The 19,185-nt window shown below is 40.2% G+C and carries 11 protein-coding genes; 7 read left to right on the forward strand and 4 right to left on the reverse strand.

The features are described 5' to 3' along the window. The first annotated feature begins 48 nt into the window (after positions 1-48). The gene (locus C7Y70_RS15745) at positions 49-549 is read left to right on the forward strand and encodes a GNAT family N-acetyltransferase (protein ID WP_135475761.1); all 501 of its coding nucleotides are present in this window, start codon (positions 49-51) and stop codon (positions 547-549) included. Here the strand turns inward: C7Y70_RS15745 and C7Y70_RS15750 are convergent. From C7Y70_RS15750 to C7Y70_RS15760, 3 genes are read right to left on the reverse strand one after another with little or no spacing between them, the layout of a single operon-like run. Beyond that, positions 536-1,171, reverse strand: a complete 636-nt coding sequence (locus tag C7Y70_RS15750; RefSeq protein WP_135475762.1) for a PqiC family protein — start codon at positions 1,169-1,171, stop codon at positions 536-538. The genes C7Y70_RS15745 and C7Y70_RS15750 overlap by 14 nt on opposite strands. Beyond that, positions 1,172-2,827 (reverse strand): intermembrane transport protein PqiB, encoded by a 1,656-nt coding sequence (gene pqiB / locus C7Y70_RS15755; RefSeq protein ID WP_135475764.1) that lies wholly within the window; start codon positions 2,825-2,827, stop codon positions 1,172-1,174. Between the two features lie 8 nt (positions 2,828-2,835). Further along, positions 2,836-4,056 (reverse strand): paraquat-inducible protein A, encoded by a 1,221-nt coding sequence (locus C7Y70_RS15760; protein WP_135475784.1) that lies wholly within the window; start codon positions 4,054-4,056, stop codon positions 2,836-2,838. 259 nt (positions 4,057-4,315) lie between these two features. On the opposite strand from C7Y70_RS15760, the gene C7Y70_RS15765 reads away from it, so the two are divergent. Further along, on the forward strand, positions 4,316-5,092 hold the full coding sequence (locus C7Y70_RS15765) for a transporter substrate-binding domain-containing protein (RefSeq protein ID WP_245321561.1): 777 nt from the start codon (positions 4,316-4,318) through the stop codon (positions 5,090-5,092). On the opposite strand, the gene C7Y70_RS15770 is transcribed toward C7Y70_RS15765, so the two are convergent. Next, positions 5,081-5,896, reverse strand: a complete 816-nt coding sequence (locus C7Y70_RS15770) for a thioesterase family protein (protein ID WP_135475768.1) — start codon at positions 5,894-5,896, stop codon at positions 5,081-5,083. The two genes, C7Y70_RS15765 and C7Y70_RS15770, sit on opposite strands and share 12 nt — an antisense overlap. A 243-nt stretch (positions 5,897-6,139) precedes the next feature. Between C7Y70_RS15770 and dnaK the strand changes: the two genes are divergently transcribed. The 5 genes from dnaK to C7Y70_RS15795 form a co-directional block, all read left to right on the forward strand. Further along, entirely contained in the window at positions 6,140-8,059 is a 1,920-nt protein-coding gene (gene dnaK / locus C7Y70_RS15775; RefSeq protein WP_135475770.1) for a molecular chaperone DnaK, read from the forward strand. A 212-nt stretch (positions 8,060-8,271) separates the two neighbouring features. Beyond that, a complete protein-coding gene (gene dnaJ, locus C7Y70_RS15780) occupies positions 8,272-9,414 on the forward strand; it encodes a molecular chaperone DnaJ (protein ID WP_099296951.1) in 1,143 nt (380 codons plus the stop codon). 288 nt (positions 9,415-9,702) lie between these two features. Continuing rightward, positions 9,703-10,164, forward strand: coding sequence for a Cys-tRNA(Pro) deacylase (gene ybaK / locus C7Y70_RS15785; RefSeq protein ID WP_135475772.1), 462 nt, complete (start codon positions 9,703-9,705; stop codon positions 10,162-10,164). 213 nt (positions 10,165-10,377) lie between these two features. Next, positions 10,378-12,633 carry an acyl-CoA dehydrogenase gene (locus tag C7Y70_RS15790; protein ID WP_099296949.1) on the forward strand — a complete coding sequence of 752 codons (2,256 nt, stop codon included), beginning with the start codon at positions 10,378-10,380 and terminating at the stop codon, positions 12,631-12,633. A gap of 453 nt (positions 12,634-13,086) precedes the next feature. Beyond that, a partial coding sequence (locus C7Y70_RS15795; protein ID WP_245321563.1) for a SpvB/TcaC N-terminal domain-containing protein occupies positions 13,087-19,185 on the forward strand: 6,099 nt, incomplete at its 3' end.

Consider the following 19,185-nt stretch of genomic DNA (forward strand, 5'->3'; position numbering starts at 1 on the left):
AGAATGTAATAAGCCTCACTGTCTGGAGGTTTTTGTATAAAGGATGTTATGGATAATATTAAATCACAAAGGCTAATAATGCGTTCAGGGCAATTGAGTGATAGTTCTTTTATCTTAACTTTACTGAATCAACCCAGTTTTTATGAAAACATTGCAGACAAAGGCATTTATACACCTGAGCAGGCACAGGATTATATTCAAAATACATTTATTAATTCACATCAAATAAATGGCTTTGGTCCTTATATAGTAACGCTTAAAGACTCTACCCCTATTGGTATGGTTGGGTTGTTTAAAAGAGACTATCTGCATGTCCCTGATATTGGTTATGCCTTTTTATCAAAGTATACCGGTAAAGGCTATGCAACGGAGGCATGTGAACAATTGATTCAAAATGTTCAGAATCGCTTTCAAACAATTTCAGCAATTACCTCTGAAGATAATATCGCATCACAAAAAATACTTAAAAAGTTAAATTTCTCCCGCATGACAGATATAATAGCAAGTCATGACAAGCAGCCTATTTGCCTTTACATTAAGGCGTTGTAACTTTAATTTGCATTGCTTTTAATTGCTCTGCAACGTTTAGGTTGACTGCCGACCATGTTTTTTCAAGTGTTTCAACAAGCCCTTTATAATCATCATCTATCAACGGGGTTAATTCACTAAAGTAGTGAATTTCTTTTAATGTGCGCCCATTCTCAAATGTTGTGTGGTAAAGCCGCCACAGGCCAGAGATATCAGCATTGCCAGCATTGTCACCATTAAAGTGGTGAATTTCATATTCAATCTCATAAAAAGTTTGTTGGTCGGTGTCGGTAATTACAGGTAATCCTTTGACGACCATCCATGTATCTAATTGGGTAAACAGTGTTTGATGAGCACTGGCTGTTAGCATAATATCTGGCGCTTCGCTCCATAAATGATAATTTGCCGATGTGACTTGGTTATTATCTACCTCTAGTGCAATACCGCGATTATTTAAAGCACCACGTAGGTTGACGGTTAATATACGTAACTGTAAATCGGTGTTCTCACTCGTGCGCGCTGAAGGAGTTATTTTCTGATTAAACTGAAAATACTTCACAGGGGCATTTAATGACTGACTACAGCCAGCGATTCCTAGCATGCAGGTAACGAGTAGCGTGTTAATTAAACTGAAGATACGCATTTATTGTTTCCTCGGTGTTGGATCTGCTGGTAATGATTTATCAAAAATGAACATGTTTGGCTGCTCATTTAGGCCGCGAGTTAAAGGTTGTAACTCTTCACTTAAGCGCTTAAATTCAGAAAGCGTTTGTTGTAATTGATGGTGAAATTGCGACCCTTGCTGATAGCTGGCCATGGTTTTTTCAAACTGTTTCATTGTGACATCAAATTGTTGCATGCTTTTGGTCATTTCAGCAAAGTTGCGGTTAATATCGCCGGGTAAATTTTGTGTATCTTGTTGATTAAGCAAGTCACGCATTTCATTGGCAAGCGCCTGATAATCAGTAAATGTAGATTGCATTTGGGCTAAACTGTCTTCAATTTTTAGGTTATTCACCTTATTCAGTACATCTGAAACTTGATCAGCCAATACCGTGATCCCACTTGAAACACTCGGAAACACTTGATATTGAGACACAGTTGTTAGTTCAGCGTCATCAGCATCGTTATATATATCAAAATCAACATACACGGCACCAGTGAGTAGGTTCCCTGGTTTAAGCGAGGCGCGTAAACCATTTTTAATCCACCCTTCGACGTTGCCTCGCCAAAAATCGCGAGCTTGGTTGCTGTTGTGATATATGCGGCCATATTCAATTTTAATAAGAGCAGGTACGGCTGTATTATCAGTTCTAAAATGGGCAGGCACACCATCAATCATCACATTGGCTGGTGCTTCTACGACTGTTCCGACACGCATACCCCGGTATTCAACTGGGGCGCCAGGCCTTAAGCCACGTATAGATTGCTCAAATTCAATTAGGTAGTAATCAAAATCATAAAAACGTTCTTCAAGGGCATGCTTATAACTTTTACTTAATGAAAATGCATGACCATCATTGGCTAAATCACCAGGGGCTTGTTGTTCAGGTAGACCAACAGAAATACCGCCCTTAAGTAGTTTACTTAAAGAGCCCGTATTAACGTTAATACCATCAGCTGATAAATCAATTTCTACCCCCGCGTTGACCCAAAAAATTGAATTAAGGGTTATTAAGTTTTGATATGGCTCATTGATGAAGATGCCGTACTTCATCGCTTGATTTTTCCAATCAAAAGTGGCGGTTTCAACTTGGCCAATTTTATAGTTTTTATAATAAATGCTGGTACTTACATCCATTACTTCGGCATTATAGCTTTGTAAAACAAACCGACCACCTTTAACATCTTTACCAATTAATGCGGGCTCGTCTTGTAATATAAAATGTTCTTTCATTAGTTTACTTTCACCCGGTGCAAATTCTAAATATACACCTGAAAGTAATGTACTCATGCCACTGATACCAGTTTCATCAATCCGTGGCTTTACCACCCAAATATTGGCATCATCGGTAAGTAAACTATCGTAGTGTTTATCTATTTGCGCTCGCGCAATAACGCTGTTTTTATCATCAGATAATCGGATGTGGTCTATTTGGCCTATCTTTACGCTACGAACTTTAATTTCTGTTTTACCGGCAATAATCCCTTCAGCTTGTGGCATGGTAATATATATAGTCGCTCCTTTGTTTGCCTGATATTGATACAACATCCATGCACCAACAAATAGGGCTATTATAGGAATAATCCAAATAGCAGAAATGCGAGGCTCTTGTTTTACGTTGGCTGTTTCATTCATGACTATCTCTAATTACGTGTAACGGTATTTGGCGAATCCCAAAGCAGACGAGGATCGAATGCGTGGGCTGCCATCATTTGGCTGAGCACCATAGCAGTAAAAAATACAGTCCCTAGGCCTGGGCTCACAGACATTAAATTACCTAACTGAACCAAGGCTACTAGAATTGCGACAACAAATACATCAATCATAGACCATTTACCAATAAATTCAGTTAATTGATACACTTTGGTATACCGTTTTGACTGACTGCTTGCTGGGTATTTAACGATAATACATAAAAAAATTAATATAAGTGCTTTTGCTAGTGGCACAACCACACTAGCCAAAAATATAATTATAGCGATGGGGTACGAACCTGCTTGCCATAACACAATAACACCACCAATAAGTGTAGAAGGCGTTTGATCACCCAAGCTAGTGGTATACATAATAGGAAACATATTTGCAGGTATATAACAGGCAACGGAAGTTAATAACCACGCGAGTGCTTTTTGAATACTGTTAGGGTTTCGAACATGAGCTTTACTGTGGCAGCGGGGACAATATTCATGTTCGGATAATTGGTGACACACATGGCATGCTCTAATATTTTTATCGATGCCTCTGTCGCCATTGTTTGCTTCACTAATATTAGCGAGTGGGCGGACTTGTTCCCATAGACGTTGACGGTTTAAGTGCGTAAGTGCGGCAATATACAAAATGACGAAGCAGATATAAGCCCAAAAGCTAATCCCAAAACTAATGTCTGCCATCGACATAATCTTAACCATACTGACAAGCACACCAATCAGAAAAATTTCACACATGATCCAAGGTTCTAATGCCAATGTGAACTTAAGTAACCGCTTTGCAATAGTAAAAGGCAGTACTTTTAAAGCTCCTAAATGTAATGGAATCAGTAAGGCAAGTAACGCCATGGGCAAGCCAATAATGCTCACATCAATAAAGATACCGAGTAATTCACTGTCATAATTAAATAAAATTTTTGCTGCATCGGGTAGCGTGATTGTTTGCGTAATACCGCTGCTGCTAAATGAAATAAAAGGGTAGAACATACTGCTTAAAAGCATGATTAACGCACTGATACTTAGTGCCACAATAAGGGAGTCGTTATTTGTATTTGCAGTAGATAATTTCGTGTGGCAATGCGGGCACACAGCTATTTGTTTTGCTGCTATTTGAGGAACATCTATAATGAGGTCACAGTTAGGACAAGCTGTTTGCAATGTGATAGCCAAATAAAGTACATACGAATTAAAGTTTGCATCAAATAAATGTGAATTACAATTGGATGATTGTTTTAAATACACTATTATAAGTATATACCCAAGCTACCTTAAGGTGCAGAATTCAGCGTTTCGCAGGGGCTCAATATCAAGGCGATACTTTGCAACGACGCTCGCACCTTGAGGTGGTTTCGGTATAACAATGAATGGAGTCATACATACACGCAATAGGCGTAAATTATGCCTCAAGGGTCAATTTGTGATTAAACTACTTTGTTTTTGCTTAATTATATTTAGCGTAAGCTTACATGCTCTCACAGAGCAAAAATCAACTAACCGTGTCAATATTGGCGTAAGCCCTTCATTACCCCCATATGTATTTAGTAAAAATAACTCGGGTTTACAGTTAGAGTTAATTAAGGCAGCTTTTAAAAGCCAAGGCATTACTGATCTGAATATTATTTACATGTCGAATAAACGCGTAGAACATTCTTTAGAGCAGGCTGAAATAGATGTTGCAGTGAATTATGCAGGCTCTCGAATCGAGGGGATTTACCCAAGCCAAAGTCTTTTATCCTATCAAAATGTGGCCGTGAGCCTGACTAAAAATAATTTCAAGATAAACTCGGTGTATGCATTAACAGGTAAAAGTGTGTTGGCCTTTCAAAACGCCACAGCGTTCTTACCTCACCCATATAAAAAGGTAACAACGAAATTAAATTACTATGAAGAGGTCGTCAATCAGGCGGCTCAGGTTGATCACTTAATGAAAGAGTGGGTCGATGTAGTGGTACTCGAAAAGCGAGTGTTTTTGTATTACTTACAGCAGTATCAGCTAGAGAACAACACAAAAGAAATAACAATTCACCCTATATTTAGTGAAGCTGCGCGCCCAGCGTACTTCAATGATAAACCCTTACAAGAGCTGTTTGATATGGGCTTAGCCCATATCAAACAAAGTGGTGAATATAATGCGATTATGACCTTCGATGGTACTAATTATGCAAAGGCCTCTTACGATGGCCTAATCAAATAAAGCAACCGTTTGTCGTGTTAGCGCAATAAGTTCCCCTGATTGTGACCAAATAGACCCATCTTCAAGTCCATATCCATCTTTACAGTGATGAGTAATTGCTTCAAACCCTAACCATTCATTTGCCCCTAATTGGGGTTCTTGTACAAATTCTAAATACCAAGACATACTACTTGCAGGAGCCGGTTGGTTAAACATCTGCAATAAAGTGGGTGGCCAAGCATCGGTGAGCGCAATAACGTGCGCTTCGTTCAATTGTGCTGGGGTGTGTTTTAGTTTCATCCAACCACCTAAGTGTGATGTATCAGCGCCAACAAACGGCATACCACCTTGTTGCGGACATAAATCAACATGTTGGAAAAACTCAGGCATGGCACCCGATTTAAAAGGAAGCGTATAGCGAGGATCCACAGGTTTTAATGTCATTTCTTTCGAAACGGGTACATGAACACCGGAGTTACGCGCTTTAGCAAAGCAAGCCTGCACAATTACACTTACTTGATCATTTTGTACGGCTTTGGCTAAAACTTGCGTGCTATTTTTACCTTCTCGTAATATTTCAACGTGCAATGAAAAGCCGGTGTCGGCTAATAATGGCCCTACAAAATTTGTACTTAATGACAGTAAACGTCGTGATGGCTCAATCTGTTGGCGCATGGCTTGATAAAGTAGTGATGCAGATAACCCACCAAATGCAGTTCTACCTTGGCACCAATTAGCAGGAAATTGCATGGTCGCCGTTTGTTGTTCAAGTGCAGACATGTTACCGATTTGTGTTGCAGCTTGGAGTAAATCATCAAAGTGCATAGCCGTTCCTTTGGAATAAAATGTTATTTGTTTAATTTATATCATACAAAAACTGATCAGACCACTTGTGAAAGCGTGCTCAAATGGTCTAAAAAACATCAACTCAGACTTGTTATTAAGTTATTTGCAAAATAAATGACAAAAAATCACTTTTTTTTCATTTTTACAGTTGAATTCAGTTTGGGGCATCCCTATTTACTAGTCATCGAACGTATTAACGAATTTTGAAGTTGGAGATGATTCATGGGTAAAATTATTGGAATCGATTTAGGTACTACTAACTCTTGTGTTGCAGTACTAGATGGCGATAAAGCACGCGTAATTGAAAATGCGGAAGGCGATCGTACAACACCATCCATCATTGCGTACACGCAAGATGGTGAAACATTAGTTGGTCAATCTGCAAAACGTCAAGCAGTAACAAATCCAACTAACACTTTATTTGCGATTAAGCGTTTAATCGGTCGTCGTTTTGAAGACGAAGAAGTGCAACGCGATATCGGTATCATGCCATTTCAAATCATCAAAGCTGATAATGGCGATGCATGGGTTGAAGCGGGCGGTGAAAAGCGTGCGGCACCACAAATTTCAGCAGAAGTACTGAAAAAAATGAAGAAAACAGCGGAAGACTTCTTAGGTGAAGAAGTAACTGAAGCCGTTATCACAGTACCTGCATACTTTAACGATTCACAACGTCAAGCAACGAAAGATGCTGGCCGTATTGCGGGTCTAGAAGTTAAACGTATCATCAATGAGCCTACAGCCGCTGCACTTGCATACGGTATGGATAAAAACAAAGGCGAAAACATTGTAGCCGTTTACGACTTAGGTGGCGGTACTTTCGATTTATCAATCATCGAGATTGACGAAGTTGAAGGCGAGCACACGTTTGAAGTACTTGCGACTAACGGTGACACTCACTTAGGTGGTGAAGATTTCGATAACCGCGTAATCAACTACCTAGTTGCTGAGTTTAAGAAAGACCAAGGCGTTGACTTAAAAGCTGATCCACTTGCAATGCAACGTGTTAAAGAAGCAGCAGAAAAAGCAAAAATTGAGCTTTCATCGGCACAATCTACTGAAGTAAATCTTCCGTATGTAACTGCTGACGCATCAGGTCCTAAGCACATGAACGTGAAATTGACACGTGCTAAGCTTGAGTCACTAGTTGAAGACTTAGTAACTAAGTCAATTGAACCACTTAAACGTGCACTTGCTGATGCGGATTTATCTGTAAGCGACATCAACGATATCATTCTTGTTGGTGGTCAAACACGTATGCCGTTAGTACAAAAAACAGTGGCTGAGTTCTTTGGTAAAGACCCACGTAAAGACGTTAACCCTGATGAAGCAGTAGCGGTAGGCGCGGCGATTCAAGGTGGTGTACTTGCAGGTGACGTTAAAGACGTACTATTACTAGACGTTTCTCCACTGTCTCTAGGTATTGAGACAATGGGTTCTGTAATGACTGCGCTAATTGAGAAAAATACAACGATTCCTACTAAGAAATCGCAAACTTTCTCAACAGCTGAAGACAATCAAGCAGCGGTTACTATTCACGTATTACAAGGTGAGCGTAAACGCGCAAGTGATAATAAATCTCTAGGTCAATTTAACCTAGAAGGTATTCGTCCTGCGAAACGTGGTACACCACAAATCGAAGTTACTTTCGATGTAGATGCGGATGGTATCTTACATGTATCAGCAAAAGATAAAGATACAGGTAAAGAGCAAAAGATCACGATTCAAGCGTCTTCAGGTCTAAGTGACGAAGAAGTTGAAAAAATGGTTCGTGATGCAGAAGCTAACGCTGAAGAAGATAAAAAGTTCGAAGAGCTTGTAGCGACTCGTAACCAAGCTGATGCAATGGTTCACGGTACGCGTAAGCAAGTCGAAGAAGCTGGCGATGCATTGCCTAGCGAAGACAAAGAAGCAATAGAAGCGGCTGTTGTTGACCTAGAAACAGCAATTAAGAGTGACAACAAAGAAGAGATTGAAGCAAAAACTCAAGCTCTTGCTGAGAAATCACAAAAATTGATGGAAATTGCACAAGCTAAAGCACAACAAACTGGCGGCGACGCTGGTGAGCAACCACAACAGTCAGCTAAGCAAGATGACGACGTTGTAGATGCAGAGTTCGAAGAAGTGAAAGACGACAAGTAATTGTTACTAACGCTTCTCACTAACGTAAAACACCATGACTAATTGGGGTGTTTAAGTTAGGATGAACAAATGAGGCGCGTAGGCTAAAGCTTAACGCGCCTTTTGCATGTAAAAAGAACATGTAAAATAGCTTAAAAATTAATGGTAAATCGATATGATTTATCGGTTTATCCGCAGCTAAGCTGCAGTAGCAAAAGAGTAGTGTGATAGATATGTCAAAACGCGATTATTATGAAGTTCTTGGTGTGGCAAAAGATGCCAGCGAAAGAGACATTAAAAAAGCGTATAAGCGCTTAGCGATGAAATATCATCCAGATCGTACCGCCGGTGATAAAGAGCTAGAAAGTAAGTTTAAAGAAGTTAAAGAAGCTTACGAAATCTTAACCGATGATCAAAAACGTCAAATGTATGATCAATATGGTCATGCAGCCTTCGAACAAGGTGGTGGCGGTGGTCACGGTGGCTTTGGTGGCGGCCAAGGCGACTTTGGTGATATTTTTGGTGATGTATTCGGTGATATCTTTGGCGGCGGTGGCGGTGGCCGTCGTCAATCTCGCCAGCAACGCGGTGCCGATTTACGTTACAACATGGACTTAAGCTTAGAAGAAGCGGTTCGTGGTAAAGAAGTTGAAATTAAAGTGCCTACGTGGGTGAGCTGTTCACCTTGTGATGGTAGTGGTGCAAAACCTGGTTCTAAGCCAAAAACATGTACAACGTGTCATGGTGCAGGCCAAGTACAAATGCGCCAAGGTTTCTTTGCTGTTCAACAATCGTGTCCTACGTGTCAGGGCACAGGTCAGATTATTTCTGATCCCTGTAACAGCTGTCATGGTCAAGGCCGTGTAGAGAAAACCAAAACCTTATCAGTTAAAATACCGGCTGGTGTTGATACAGGTGACCGCATTCGTTTATCTGGCGAAGGTGAAGCGGGCGCTCATGGAGCACCTGCGGGTGATTTATATGTACAAGTATCGGTACGTGAACACCCAATCTTTGTGCGTGATGGAAACAACCTCTACTGTGAAGTACCAATTGGCTACACCACAGCGGCGTTAGGTGGCGAGATTGAAGTACCTACGCTAGATGGTCGTGCTAAGCTTAAAATACCTGCTGAGAGCCAAACGGGTAAGATGTTCCGTATGCGTGGCAAAGGTGTTAAATCAGTTCGCAGTGGTGCTGTAGGTGACTTACTTTGCAAAGTGGTTATCGAAACACCGGTTAACCTAAATGAACGCCAACGTGAATTACTCGAAGAGCTTGAGCTAAGCATGGGTAAAGACGGTTCAAAAAATCGCCCTAAAGAAAAAGGCTTCTTTGATGGCGTGAAGAAATTTTTTGATGATTTAACTAAGTAATAATCGTTAAGTAATTTTAAAAAATGGCGCCACATGGCGCCATTTTTAATAATTTGAAATAAATAGCGTGTGTATTGAATAAGTACGCGTTTATATTTAGCTGCATTCCACGCCTAAGCGTTAAACTCCTCTATATAATTAAAACCAGTTTTTTATTTTTAATGTTGTTGTTTATTGCAATGAATAACCATATAAACATCAAATTTTGCTTTATTACTGCCCAAATATTCTACAAACTATGTAATCATCTGCAGTATGGCAAACGTACAGATTTAGGGATAAATAATAATGACACCGGCAATTACACTCCTAGAGAAAAAGCACATTAACTTTACTGTATTAAGCTATGAACATGATTCAACAGCAGCACACTTTGGACTCGAAGCGGTTGAAAAGCTTGCATTAAATGCAGAGCAAGTATTTAAAACGTTAGTGTTAGAAACGAGTGACAATAAACTCGTTGTGGCAATTACGCCGGTATCGCAGCAGGTCAATTTAAAGCAACTGGCTAAAGCATGTGGGGCTAAAAAAGCAGCGATGGCAGAGCCAAATAAAGTGGCTGCCAGTACGGGCTATATTTTAGGGGGTGTCAGCCCGCTTGGGCAAAAAAAGCGCCTTGATACGTACATTCATCAAAGCGCTGAAAAATATAACACTATTTATGTGAGTGCAGGTAAGCGCGGCCTTGAGATAGCGCTATGTCCTTTCGATTTAAAAAAACTTACACAGGCAACGTTTGCGTGTTTTTGATAAATAAGATGATAGATTTGCGGTTTTATTGCACAAAAACTCAAAAATATTTTCAATTCAGCTTACACGTGTAAGCTGTTTTTATTCAATAACTTATGAATAGCAAAAATAAATAAATTGAAAAAACTGTTAAAAAGTTGGTTAGAGCAATTGATCTAAAGTGATTTTTATGACGTAATAGTACTATAAATTATCTGGTCGGATGAGTTAATCATGAGTTTACGTACAAAATTAAAAAAAGTGTTACCTAGTATTTCTATTACTGAACAAGAAGCGCTTGATGCGGGTGATGTTTGGTTAGAGGGCTCTATCTACCAAGGTAAGCCTGATTTTAGCGCCTTACGCGCTGTGCCAGCTGCAACATTAAGTGCAGACGAGCAAGCCTTTATCGATGGCCCGTTACAAGAACTAATGGGCATGATTGATGATACAGAGATTCAAAATGGTATTCATTTACCTGACTACATTCTCGATTTTCTTAAAAAAGAACGTTTCTTTTCACTTATCATCCCTAAGTCGTTCGGCGGTTTAGAGTTTAGCCCTTATGCTAACTCAACAATCGTAGGAACCATTGCGACTAAAAGCTCAGCGGTGGCGGTAACGGTTATGGTACCTAACTCATTAGGTCCGGGTGAGTTACTCCTTCATTTTGGTACAAAAGAGCAACAAGCTCATTACTTACCACGCTTAGCAAATGGCCGTGATATTCCATGTTTTGCATTAACTAGCCCAGAAGCGGGTTCTGATGCAGGCGGTATCCCTGATTTAGGCACCGTGACTAAAGGCATGTATAACGGTAAAGAAGTGTTAGGTCTTGAAATCACATGGGACAAACGTTACATCACGCTTGCACCAATTGCGACGGTACTTGGTTTAGCCTTTAAAGTAGTTGATCCTGATGGCCTACTTGGCGGCAAAGAAAACCTAGGCATTACCTGTGCGCTTATTCCAAAAGAGCACCCAGGTGTTGAGCTTGGTAATCGCCATGATCCTATGGGCATTCGCTTTTACAACGGTACTACCCGTGGTAACAAAGTATTTGTACCAATGGACTTCATTATTGGTGGCCAAAAGAACATCGGCCGCGGTTGGCAAATGCTGGTTAGCTGCTTAGGCGCTGGCCGTGGTATTTCATTACCGGCATTAGGTGTAAGCTCGTCACAAGTTGCATTTAAAGGTGCATCTGAGTATGCAGCAGTACGTGAGCAATTTGGCTTAGCCATTGGTCAGTTTGAAGGTATTCAAGAAAAACTAGCAGACATTGCAGGTAAAACATACCTACAAGAAGCGATGCGAGTGCTGACAACTGAAGGCTTAGGCATGGGCTTAAAACCCTCTGTTGTTACAGCGATTGCAAAATACCACATGACAGAGATTGGTCGCGATGTACTTGATTCAGCAATGGATATCCAAGCAGGTAAAGCGATTCAAAATGGCCCGCAAAATACATTAGCCAGTGGCTATGTGGCACAGCCTATTGCTATCACGGTAGAAGGTGCAAACATTCTAACTCGTAACCTAATGATTTTTGGTCAAGGTGTTATGCGTTGTCACCCATATTTACAATCTATGGTTGAATCTATCCACAGTGAAGATAAAAACGCAGACAAAGAATTCAACAGCATATTACGTAAAACAGTTGGCTACAGCGTAGGTAACAGCTTACGTGCATTCCGCTTAGGTGTTTTACCATTTACCGCGGGTGCTGAGTCTAAATTACCAGAAGTGCGCGAATACGAAAAAGCAGCGCAAAAGTTATCTGCTAAACTAGCTGTATATGCTGACTTCTCGTTACTAGTGCTTGGCGGTAAACTTAAGCAAGCTGAAATGCTTTCAGCACGCTTAGGTGACGTGATGAGCTTTTTATATGCGGCGATGGCATCAATCAAGTACTACGAGCAAAAAGTAGCGAGCAGTGAGCGTGAGCAAGCAGCACCTTACTTCCACTATGCAACTCGTTTTGCGCTACAAAGCGCTGAAGAAGCATTGCACAAGTTTTTAGATAACTTCCCGGCAAGCGGTACACGGAAGTTTATGCGTTTCATTACCATGAACTACTCAACTAAAATGCCAAAGATCAGCGATGACTTAATCCGTGAACTATCTAAGCAAGCACAGCTAGATACAGCGTTTAAAAAGCAAATCACGCATCTAGTTAAGCCAGTTGAAGGCGACGGTCATCATATTAATGAGCAAGCATACCAAGCTAAAATGGCGTGTTTAGACTTACTTGCAAAAGTTAAAAAAGCGTTACGCAGCAAAACAATCAAGCCAGGTATTCGTTTTGCGTTAACACTTGATAATGCGCTTGTGGCTAACATCATCACAGAAGATGAATATGCAAAATTAATTGATTACAACAAAAAGCGTGAACGCGCAATTCGTGTTGATGAGTTTGATTTTGACTTAAACTTGTTAGATGAAAATGCAAAGCCAGTAAACCCACTGAAAAGCGTTGTTAATCAGTAAAGTATGATTTAATTCAACAATGTAAGCGCCCAGCAGTTCGGGCGCTTTTATATTCAAAAGCTCATACAAAATTGTATGGGCTTTTTTGTTTATCTATCAAGCCAATGAATATTAATTTTTGTGGCTAAGAAAGGACAAATATAAGTGATTATATTGAGCACATAGCAATAGTTACAAACTTCTGTTGTTTATTTATATGTTAATTATATAGAGGCAGTAAAGCCCAGCAAGTAGTTGTTTTTATAAAATTCTATAGCGGTTCACTAAAATTAAAATACGCTTAGCTTATGTTTTTATTGAAGTAACCTACTTTTTTGAGAGTGTAGTTATCGCGCTGAGAATGAATAACATATGTTGTTATTTGTGTTTTTATTGTTAATTTTAATCCTTTGTACCTATGTACCTTTAATTGTGATTTGCTGTATATTAAAAACACTAAAAAGGAGCTTTATTTTGTTAATAAAAACAATAACTACAAATGTATTTTTGCTATTACTTATTTTAATCACTTTAACTCAGGTTACAAAAGCTAATGAGTTTGATTCTTCCTTGGTTGCCACGCCTACGGATTTTAGCTATATCTATCAATCTGGTAAGTTTGTAATCAAGTGGCAGTGGAATGGTGAAAGTGGCGGAAACGATACATTTTCTACTTTTTCACACCAGCCAACCCAGACAACCAATAGCTTTAACCCAACACCTATTTGCCCTGGTGGTTGTTCAAACAATACTTTTTTTGAAGTTAGCGTATCTGAAAATTCAACCAATTATCGACAACTAGCGTTATTAAGTGATAGCTTAAGCTACCAATTTACTCCAACGGCTTATTCCAGCTTTCAATTTCGTATTCGTGCTAAACAATCCTTGTATTCAGGTTCTGATGCTTTTAGTGGCTATTTGTATAGCCCTGTTTTTAATAAAGTCGGAGGAGTGTTAGTTCCCAAACTTGATACGGTTAAACCAACCCCCGATGCTGAATATTTGGTTCAAGGTGTAAAAATAAGTTTAGAATCAGCGCAAAGTGCTGAAATGTTTTATAAAACTATTTCAGAATCGAGTATGTGTGCTGAGAGCGGAATTTGGCAGCGTTATAGTGCACCTTTAAGCATATCTTATGGTAATCAACTATGCACAATTGCAAAAAAACAAGGCTGGGTAGATAGTGCGATCACTTCTTATAAGTATACTTTAATTAAGTCATTGCGTTACCCGATCATATCATCATCAAGTGGAGTAACACCTGGTAGCCGTGAGATTAAATTAACTAACCCTCAGTTTAAAATGATTGGGCCCTATATTTACGACTTTATATATGGAGTTGGGAACGTTGAATACAAAATTCGGCCGCTTACACATAGTTGCAGTAGTGGTAGTTGGCGTGTGTACAACACCCCATTTCAGCTTGGTGCTAGCGGTAGGGTATGTACTCGAGTTACTCTTAAAGATCAACCAGCAAGCCCTGTAGGTTACAAAGATTTCCGATTAAAGCTAGATAACCCGAGTATTACCCCTAATGGTGGTCTTTATTCTACTAATAAATCGTTTTCAATATCAAACGCACAAAGTGCAGTTATTAAATATAAAACTGTAGCGTTAGGTGCAGCATGTAGTGACAGCAATTGGTTAAATTATACATCAGAAACAATGTTAACTAGCAGTAAGCGTGTGTGTTACAAAGCAATTAAGTTCGGGTGGGATGACAGCGATATTAAACATGCAGATTTCACATTAAAGTTTAAATTAGCCAACCCGAGTATTACTCCTAATGGTGGTCTTTACTCTACTAATAAATCGTTTTCAATATCAAATTCACAAAGTGCAGCTATTAAATATAAAACCGTGGCGTTAGGTACAGCATGCAGTGACAGTAATTGGTTAAATTATACATCAGTCACTCTGTTAACCAGCAGTCAGCGTGTGTGTTACAAAACAACTAAGTCGGGGTGGTATGACAGTGATATTAAACAAGCAGATTTTAACTTTAAATTAAACGCCCCTTCATTGTCTACTTCGTCGAGTGAATTAATAGCGGGAACGGCAATATCGATTACTGCGAATAATGATGAAGCAAGGCTCCTTTATAAACTATTAGCACAAGGGGCAAGTTGCTCACAAGGCAGCTGGACGGGTTATACAGCACCCGTCGTACTTAATAGTGAAAAAAGACTCTGTGCCAAGTCTAGTAAAGTTGGCTGGTCTGATAGTGATGTTGTTGCCAATGACTACCACATAGTACAGAGCGAATATGCAGATAAAACAACCGATGTGCCAAGTGATGCTTCACTATTAGCAATTGATGCCCCTATAGTAGATAACATTGGCGCAATAAAAGGCCAAGCGGGTGTGAGTGGTGGCGCCGCAACGTATCATATCCCAATTCAACTCCCTCCAGGGCGAGCAGGTATGCAACCTGAAGTGTCGCTTAATTATTCATCACGAAACGGTAATGGTATTGCCGGTGTTGGTTGGTCATTAGCGGCAGGTTCAAGTATTACCCGTTGCGCTGCAACTTATGCACAAGATGGTTTTACCCAAAACCCACAATACAACAGTAATGACCGTTTGTGTTTAGATGGCCAGCGTTTAATTGCTACATCGGGCTCTTATGGTAATTCAGGTACTGAGTACCGTACTGAAATAGACAGTTTTGTGCGCGTAACCCAAAGTGGTTCACTCAATAGCACATCAACCTGGTTCAAAGTCGAATATAAAAATGGGCGAGTTGGTTACTTCGGTAAATCAACTGAATCGAGGTTAGTACACGGCGGCAAAAGTGCAACATACTCTTGGTTAATGCAGTATCAACACGATGCAACAGAGGATAACTTCATAAACTATGAATATAGTGACTTCGGTGTTGGTGAGAAGTTACTAAGCAGTATTTATTACACTAAAACAAGTTCTGCTATTAGCAGCTCAGGCGATAGAATGATCAGCTTTGTATATCAATCAAGCTATAAACCGGGGTTTGGTTATGCATGGGGTGGTAAATACGCAAATACACAAAATCTTTCCAGAATAGATATTATCCCAAATGACTCCACGGAAAGTGTCGAGCAAAGTTACCACCTAATCTATGATGAGCATTATCTAAGTCGTGTTAAGTTATGTAAGTCATCCGCATGCAATACGGATAACCAATTGACTACTACAGATTTTACTTGGAATAAAGAAAGTCTTTCTTTTAATGTCACTGATGAGCACCCTTATGCAAAAACAGATATAGATCAAACAGACATGGTATTGGCTTCGGGATCATTTTATGACACAAGCAGTGATTACACTGGAGATGGCTTGAACGACATAAAAATGCTTGATCAAATTCAAGAAATAGCAGGAAACCAATCTATTTATAATATCAATAGCTTTCCTGATTACTCTCAATCTAATAATGGAGCAGTTAATGTTCACAAAATTAGTGGTTACATAGATTACAACTTGAATGGAATTGCTGATTTTGTATATTTGGATGATAACTTTAAATTATCAATAGTCGAGCTTAATCCAAAAACAGGAGATTATGAGAGTGTTTATGAAACAACTATTGAGGCCCGTTGTGATCTCGCTATCAATGATAGCCGTTACACCCCCCTCAGTGAACCATGTAATAGCTTTACGCAGGATATTAATGGTGATGGCTATTCAGACTTTATTGTTCATGATAGGGCCGGTGGAGGGCTGAAATACTTTCTAAGAAACACTAACACATCAGGTTTACCAACAAGTGGGTTTACATACATAGGTAGAACAAACAACTATGGCAATGGTAAATTTGGGATCGCGGATATTAATGGTGATGGGACGCCTGATGTTTACTCCCGCGAGTACGGTTCATGGATAGAACTTTCTATCGAAAATAAGACGCTTGTGCACACCTTCCATGATTTAGGTATTAATCCTGATATCGATTCATTGAGAACAGGTAAACAAGCTATTTGGCTTGATGTAAATGGTGACGGTTTACTCGATGTTATGACACTTAAAGAGCTTGGCTCAACCAAGCGGTTATATTGGTTTATGCACCTGAATCAGGGGGGAGGGCAGTTTTCAGTGGGGGTGAATACAAACCAGCCTGAATTTAATGTATGGGCCGATAGTCGCGAAAGCTATAAAGAAGAGTCAATACTAAACGACTTCGTACAGGTGTTCGATTATGATAATGATGGACGTATGGATATTCTTGCCCCAAACAGAAGAGCATTCGCATATGATTGTTGGGATGCCAGCAGTAATCAAATCTGTAGCGTAATAGATGAGGATACTAGAGAAAGGTTCTACTATCATAAATATGATGTTTGGAGCTGGCGAGTTCTCAAGGCAAATGAAGATGGAACCTCATTCAGTGAAATACCACTGCAAGTTAATGGTGATAATTTATTAGGCGGGCTCGCAACAACCAGCACAGCGGATTTAAACGGCGATGGTTGGCAAGAAATTGTAACCACCCTGGGTTTTAGGCAGCACACATCAGATGCGCCATGCAGCACGCAAATACCCTATTCCAGTGGCCGTTATTATTGCTACCCAGATGTAGCACCTGATGCTGGCGTTTATGTATATGCATTAGGTGGCGGCGCGAGTCGTATTTTAAGTCGTATCAACAATCACTTTGGTTTAGTTGCCGAGTATGAGTACAAGCAACTAGGGCGTGACGCAAACCTCAACACGGGCATTTACAGTGTTGATAATACTCCATTAACTGATGCAACGTTAAGAAAATTAGGTTTAGCAGAAAAAGTGGTCGCTGTATTTAAGCAACCGAATGGTGTAGGTGGCACGCAAAGCAAAAACTATCATTACGTTGATGGGGTTTATCAAACCCAAGGCCGTGGCTTTATGGGCTTTAAATCCATAATAGAAGAAGATATTAGCCGTGGCTTAATAACTCAAACTGACTTTAAACAAGTATTTCCATATCAAGGTAAGCTAACTCGTCAGGCTACCTTTACGGTTAGTGATTATGCAGCACGTAGTGACGGGTTACTTGACTCAGCTGCCAAGGAAAGTGATGCGCTAAGTTATTCCAACACAATCTGGCAAGCAAACGCTAAACACAACATAACAGACGTGCACAGCATCTACGCCAGTGCTAGCACAAACGTTACGCGCGATTTAGCCACAAAAGATGAGCTGACTCGTACCAACAAAACTATCACCGCCATAGATAAATACGGCAATGTTGAAACCTCAACAACCCAAGTGAACGATGAGTGGGGGACACACACAAGTACTCACACCAATACTTTCCAAAGTAATGAAAATAATTGGTGGTTAAACAAACTCACTAGCAACACACACACAAAAGCAACTATTACAGGTCGCCACGTAAACGACCCAATAACAGACATTGCCCTTGACCAAACCACAAGCATCACCACTGAATATAGTAATTACCATGCAAGCAGGCAACCACAAACCGTAGTAACCAGCGCCATGCTTGCAGGCTCATCGTCTGGTCATGGCAGTACGCTAGCGACGGTTTATAATGCTTACGGCCTACCCTCATCCGTTAGCCAAATCGCCAAAGTGCGCAATAGCAGCGGCAGTTGGGTTGACCAAACGCGGACAAAATCGATTACGTACAGTAAAAATGGCACCAGTGCGGTAAGTGATGGCTATTTCCCTTATCAGCAAACTAATGCAAAAGGGCATATTAGTTATACCAAAGTAAATCCAGCAACAGGGCAAATCACACAAACACAGCAACAACTGAGTGGGACTAGCTACCTTACAACCACTTACACCTATGATGATTACAATCGTCCTTATAGTACCAAAACAGATGGTCAACCTGATGTTTACACCGCGGTGCAATCACCTGACGAGCAAGCACCTGATAATGCGGTCATGCAAATTGTTAAAGTCAGTGCAGGCATGCCGACACAAAAAGTTTATCAAGATACGCTAGGTCGTGTACTGCGTACCGCAGTGGAGGACTTTAACGGCGATTGGGTGTTCACTGATGTTACCTACAATGAAAAAGGCTACAAAACCTTTGAATCAGTGCCTTATAAAGAAAGTGGCACTGCCTATGGTGTGAGTTATACCAGTTATGATGTACTTGGCCGTTTAACGGAAAAAGTCACCAATCAGCAGTGTGGTGATATGACCACCACCTATGCTTATTCGGGATTAAAAACCGAGATAACAGCATCGGAAAATTGCGAAAGTAAAGTGCTTGATATGTCGCGCACCTATAATAGCTTAAAGCAGCTGATGGAGACCGAGGATGCCGAGGATGGTGTAACCCGTTATAGCTATAATGCACAGGGGTTGCCTGTTGTTATTCAAGATGCCAATGGCAATAATATCGTCGCAAAATACAATGCTTTTGGTCGTAAAACACAAGTGAATGACCCCAACCAAGGTATAACCAACTTTGAATACAATGGCTTTGGTGAGCTACAAAAAGAAGCACGGGTTGGCAGTAAAACACTGACCTTTGTAACTGATGTGTTAGGTCGTGTTACACGTCACGCCGCGACAGGCGAGAGCACCTTAACCTATACGTATGACAGTGCAAACTATGGTTTAGGGCAGTTAAATCAAGCC

The sequence above is a fragment of the Pseudoalteromonas sp. KS88 genome (assembly GCF_004766475.1).
In the GTDB taxonomy this organism is placed as follows: Bacteria; Pseudomonadota; Gammaproteobacteria; order Enterobacterales; family Alteromonadaceae; genus Pseudoalteromonas.

Bases quoted from the DNA above. Each gene is read 5' to 3' on its own strand.
- C7Y70_RS15745 (WP_135475761.1), top strand. From the start codon at position 49: ATGGATAATATTAAATCACAAAGGCTAATAATGCGTTCAGGGCAATTG.
- C7Y70_RS15750 (WP_135475762.1), bottom strand. From the start codon at position 1,171: ATGCGTATCTTCAGTTTAATTAACACGCTACTCGTTACCTGCATGCTA.
- pqiB (WP_135475764.1), bottom strand. From the start codon at position 2,827: ATGAATGAAACAGCCAACGTAAAACAAGAGCCTCGCATTTCTGCTATT.
- C7Y70_RS15770 (WP_135475768.1), bottom strand. From the start codon at position 5,896: ATGCACTTTGATGATTTACTCCAAGCTGCAACACAAATCGGTAACATG.
- dnaK (WP_135475770.1), top strand. From the start codon at position 6,140: ATGGGTAAAATTATTGGAATCGATTTAGGTACTACTAACTCTTGTGTT.
- dnaJ (WP_099296951.1), top strand. From the start codon at position 8,272: ATGTCAAAACGCGATTATTATGAAGTTCTTGGTGTGGCAAAAGATGCC.
- ybaK (WP_135475772.1), top strand. From the start codon at position 9,703: ATGACACCGGCAATTACACTCCTAGAGAAAAAGCACATTAACTTTACT.
- C7Y70_RS15790 (WP_099296949.1), top strand. From the start codon at position 10,378: ATGAGTTTACGTACAAAATTAAAAAAAGTGTTACCTAGTATTTCTATT.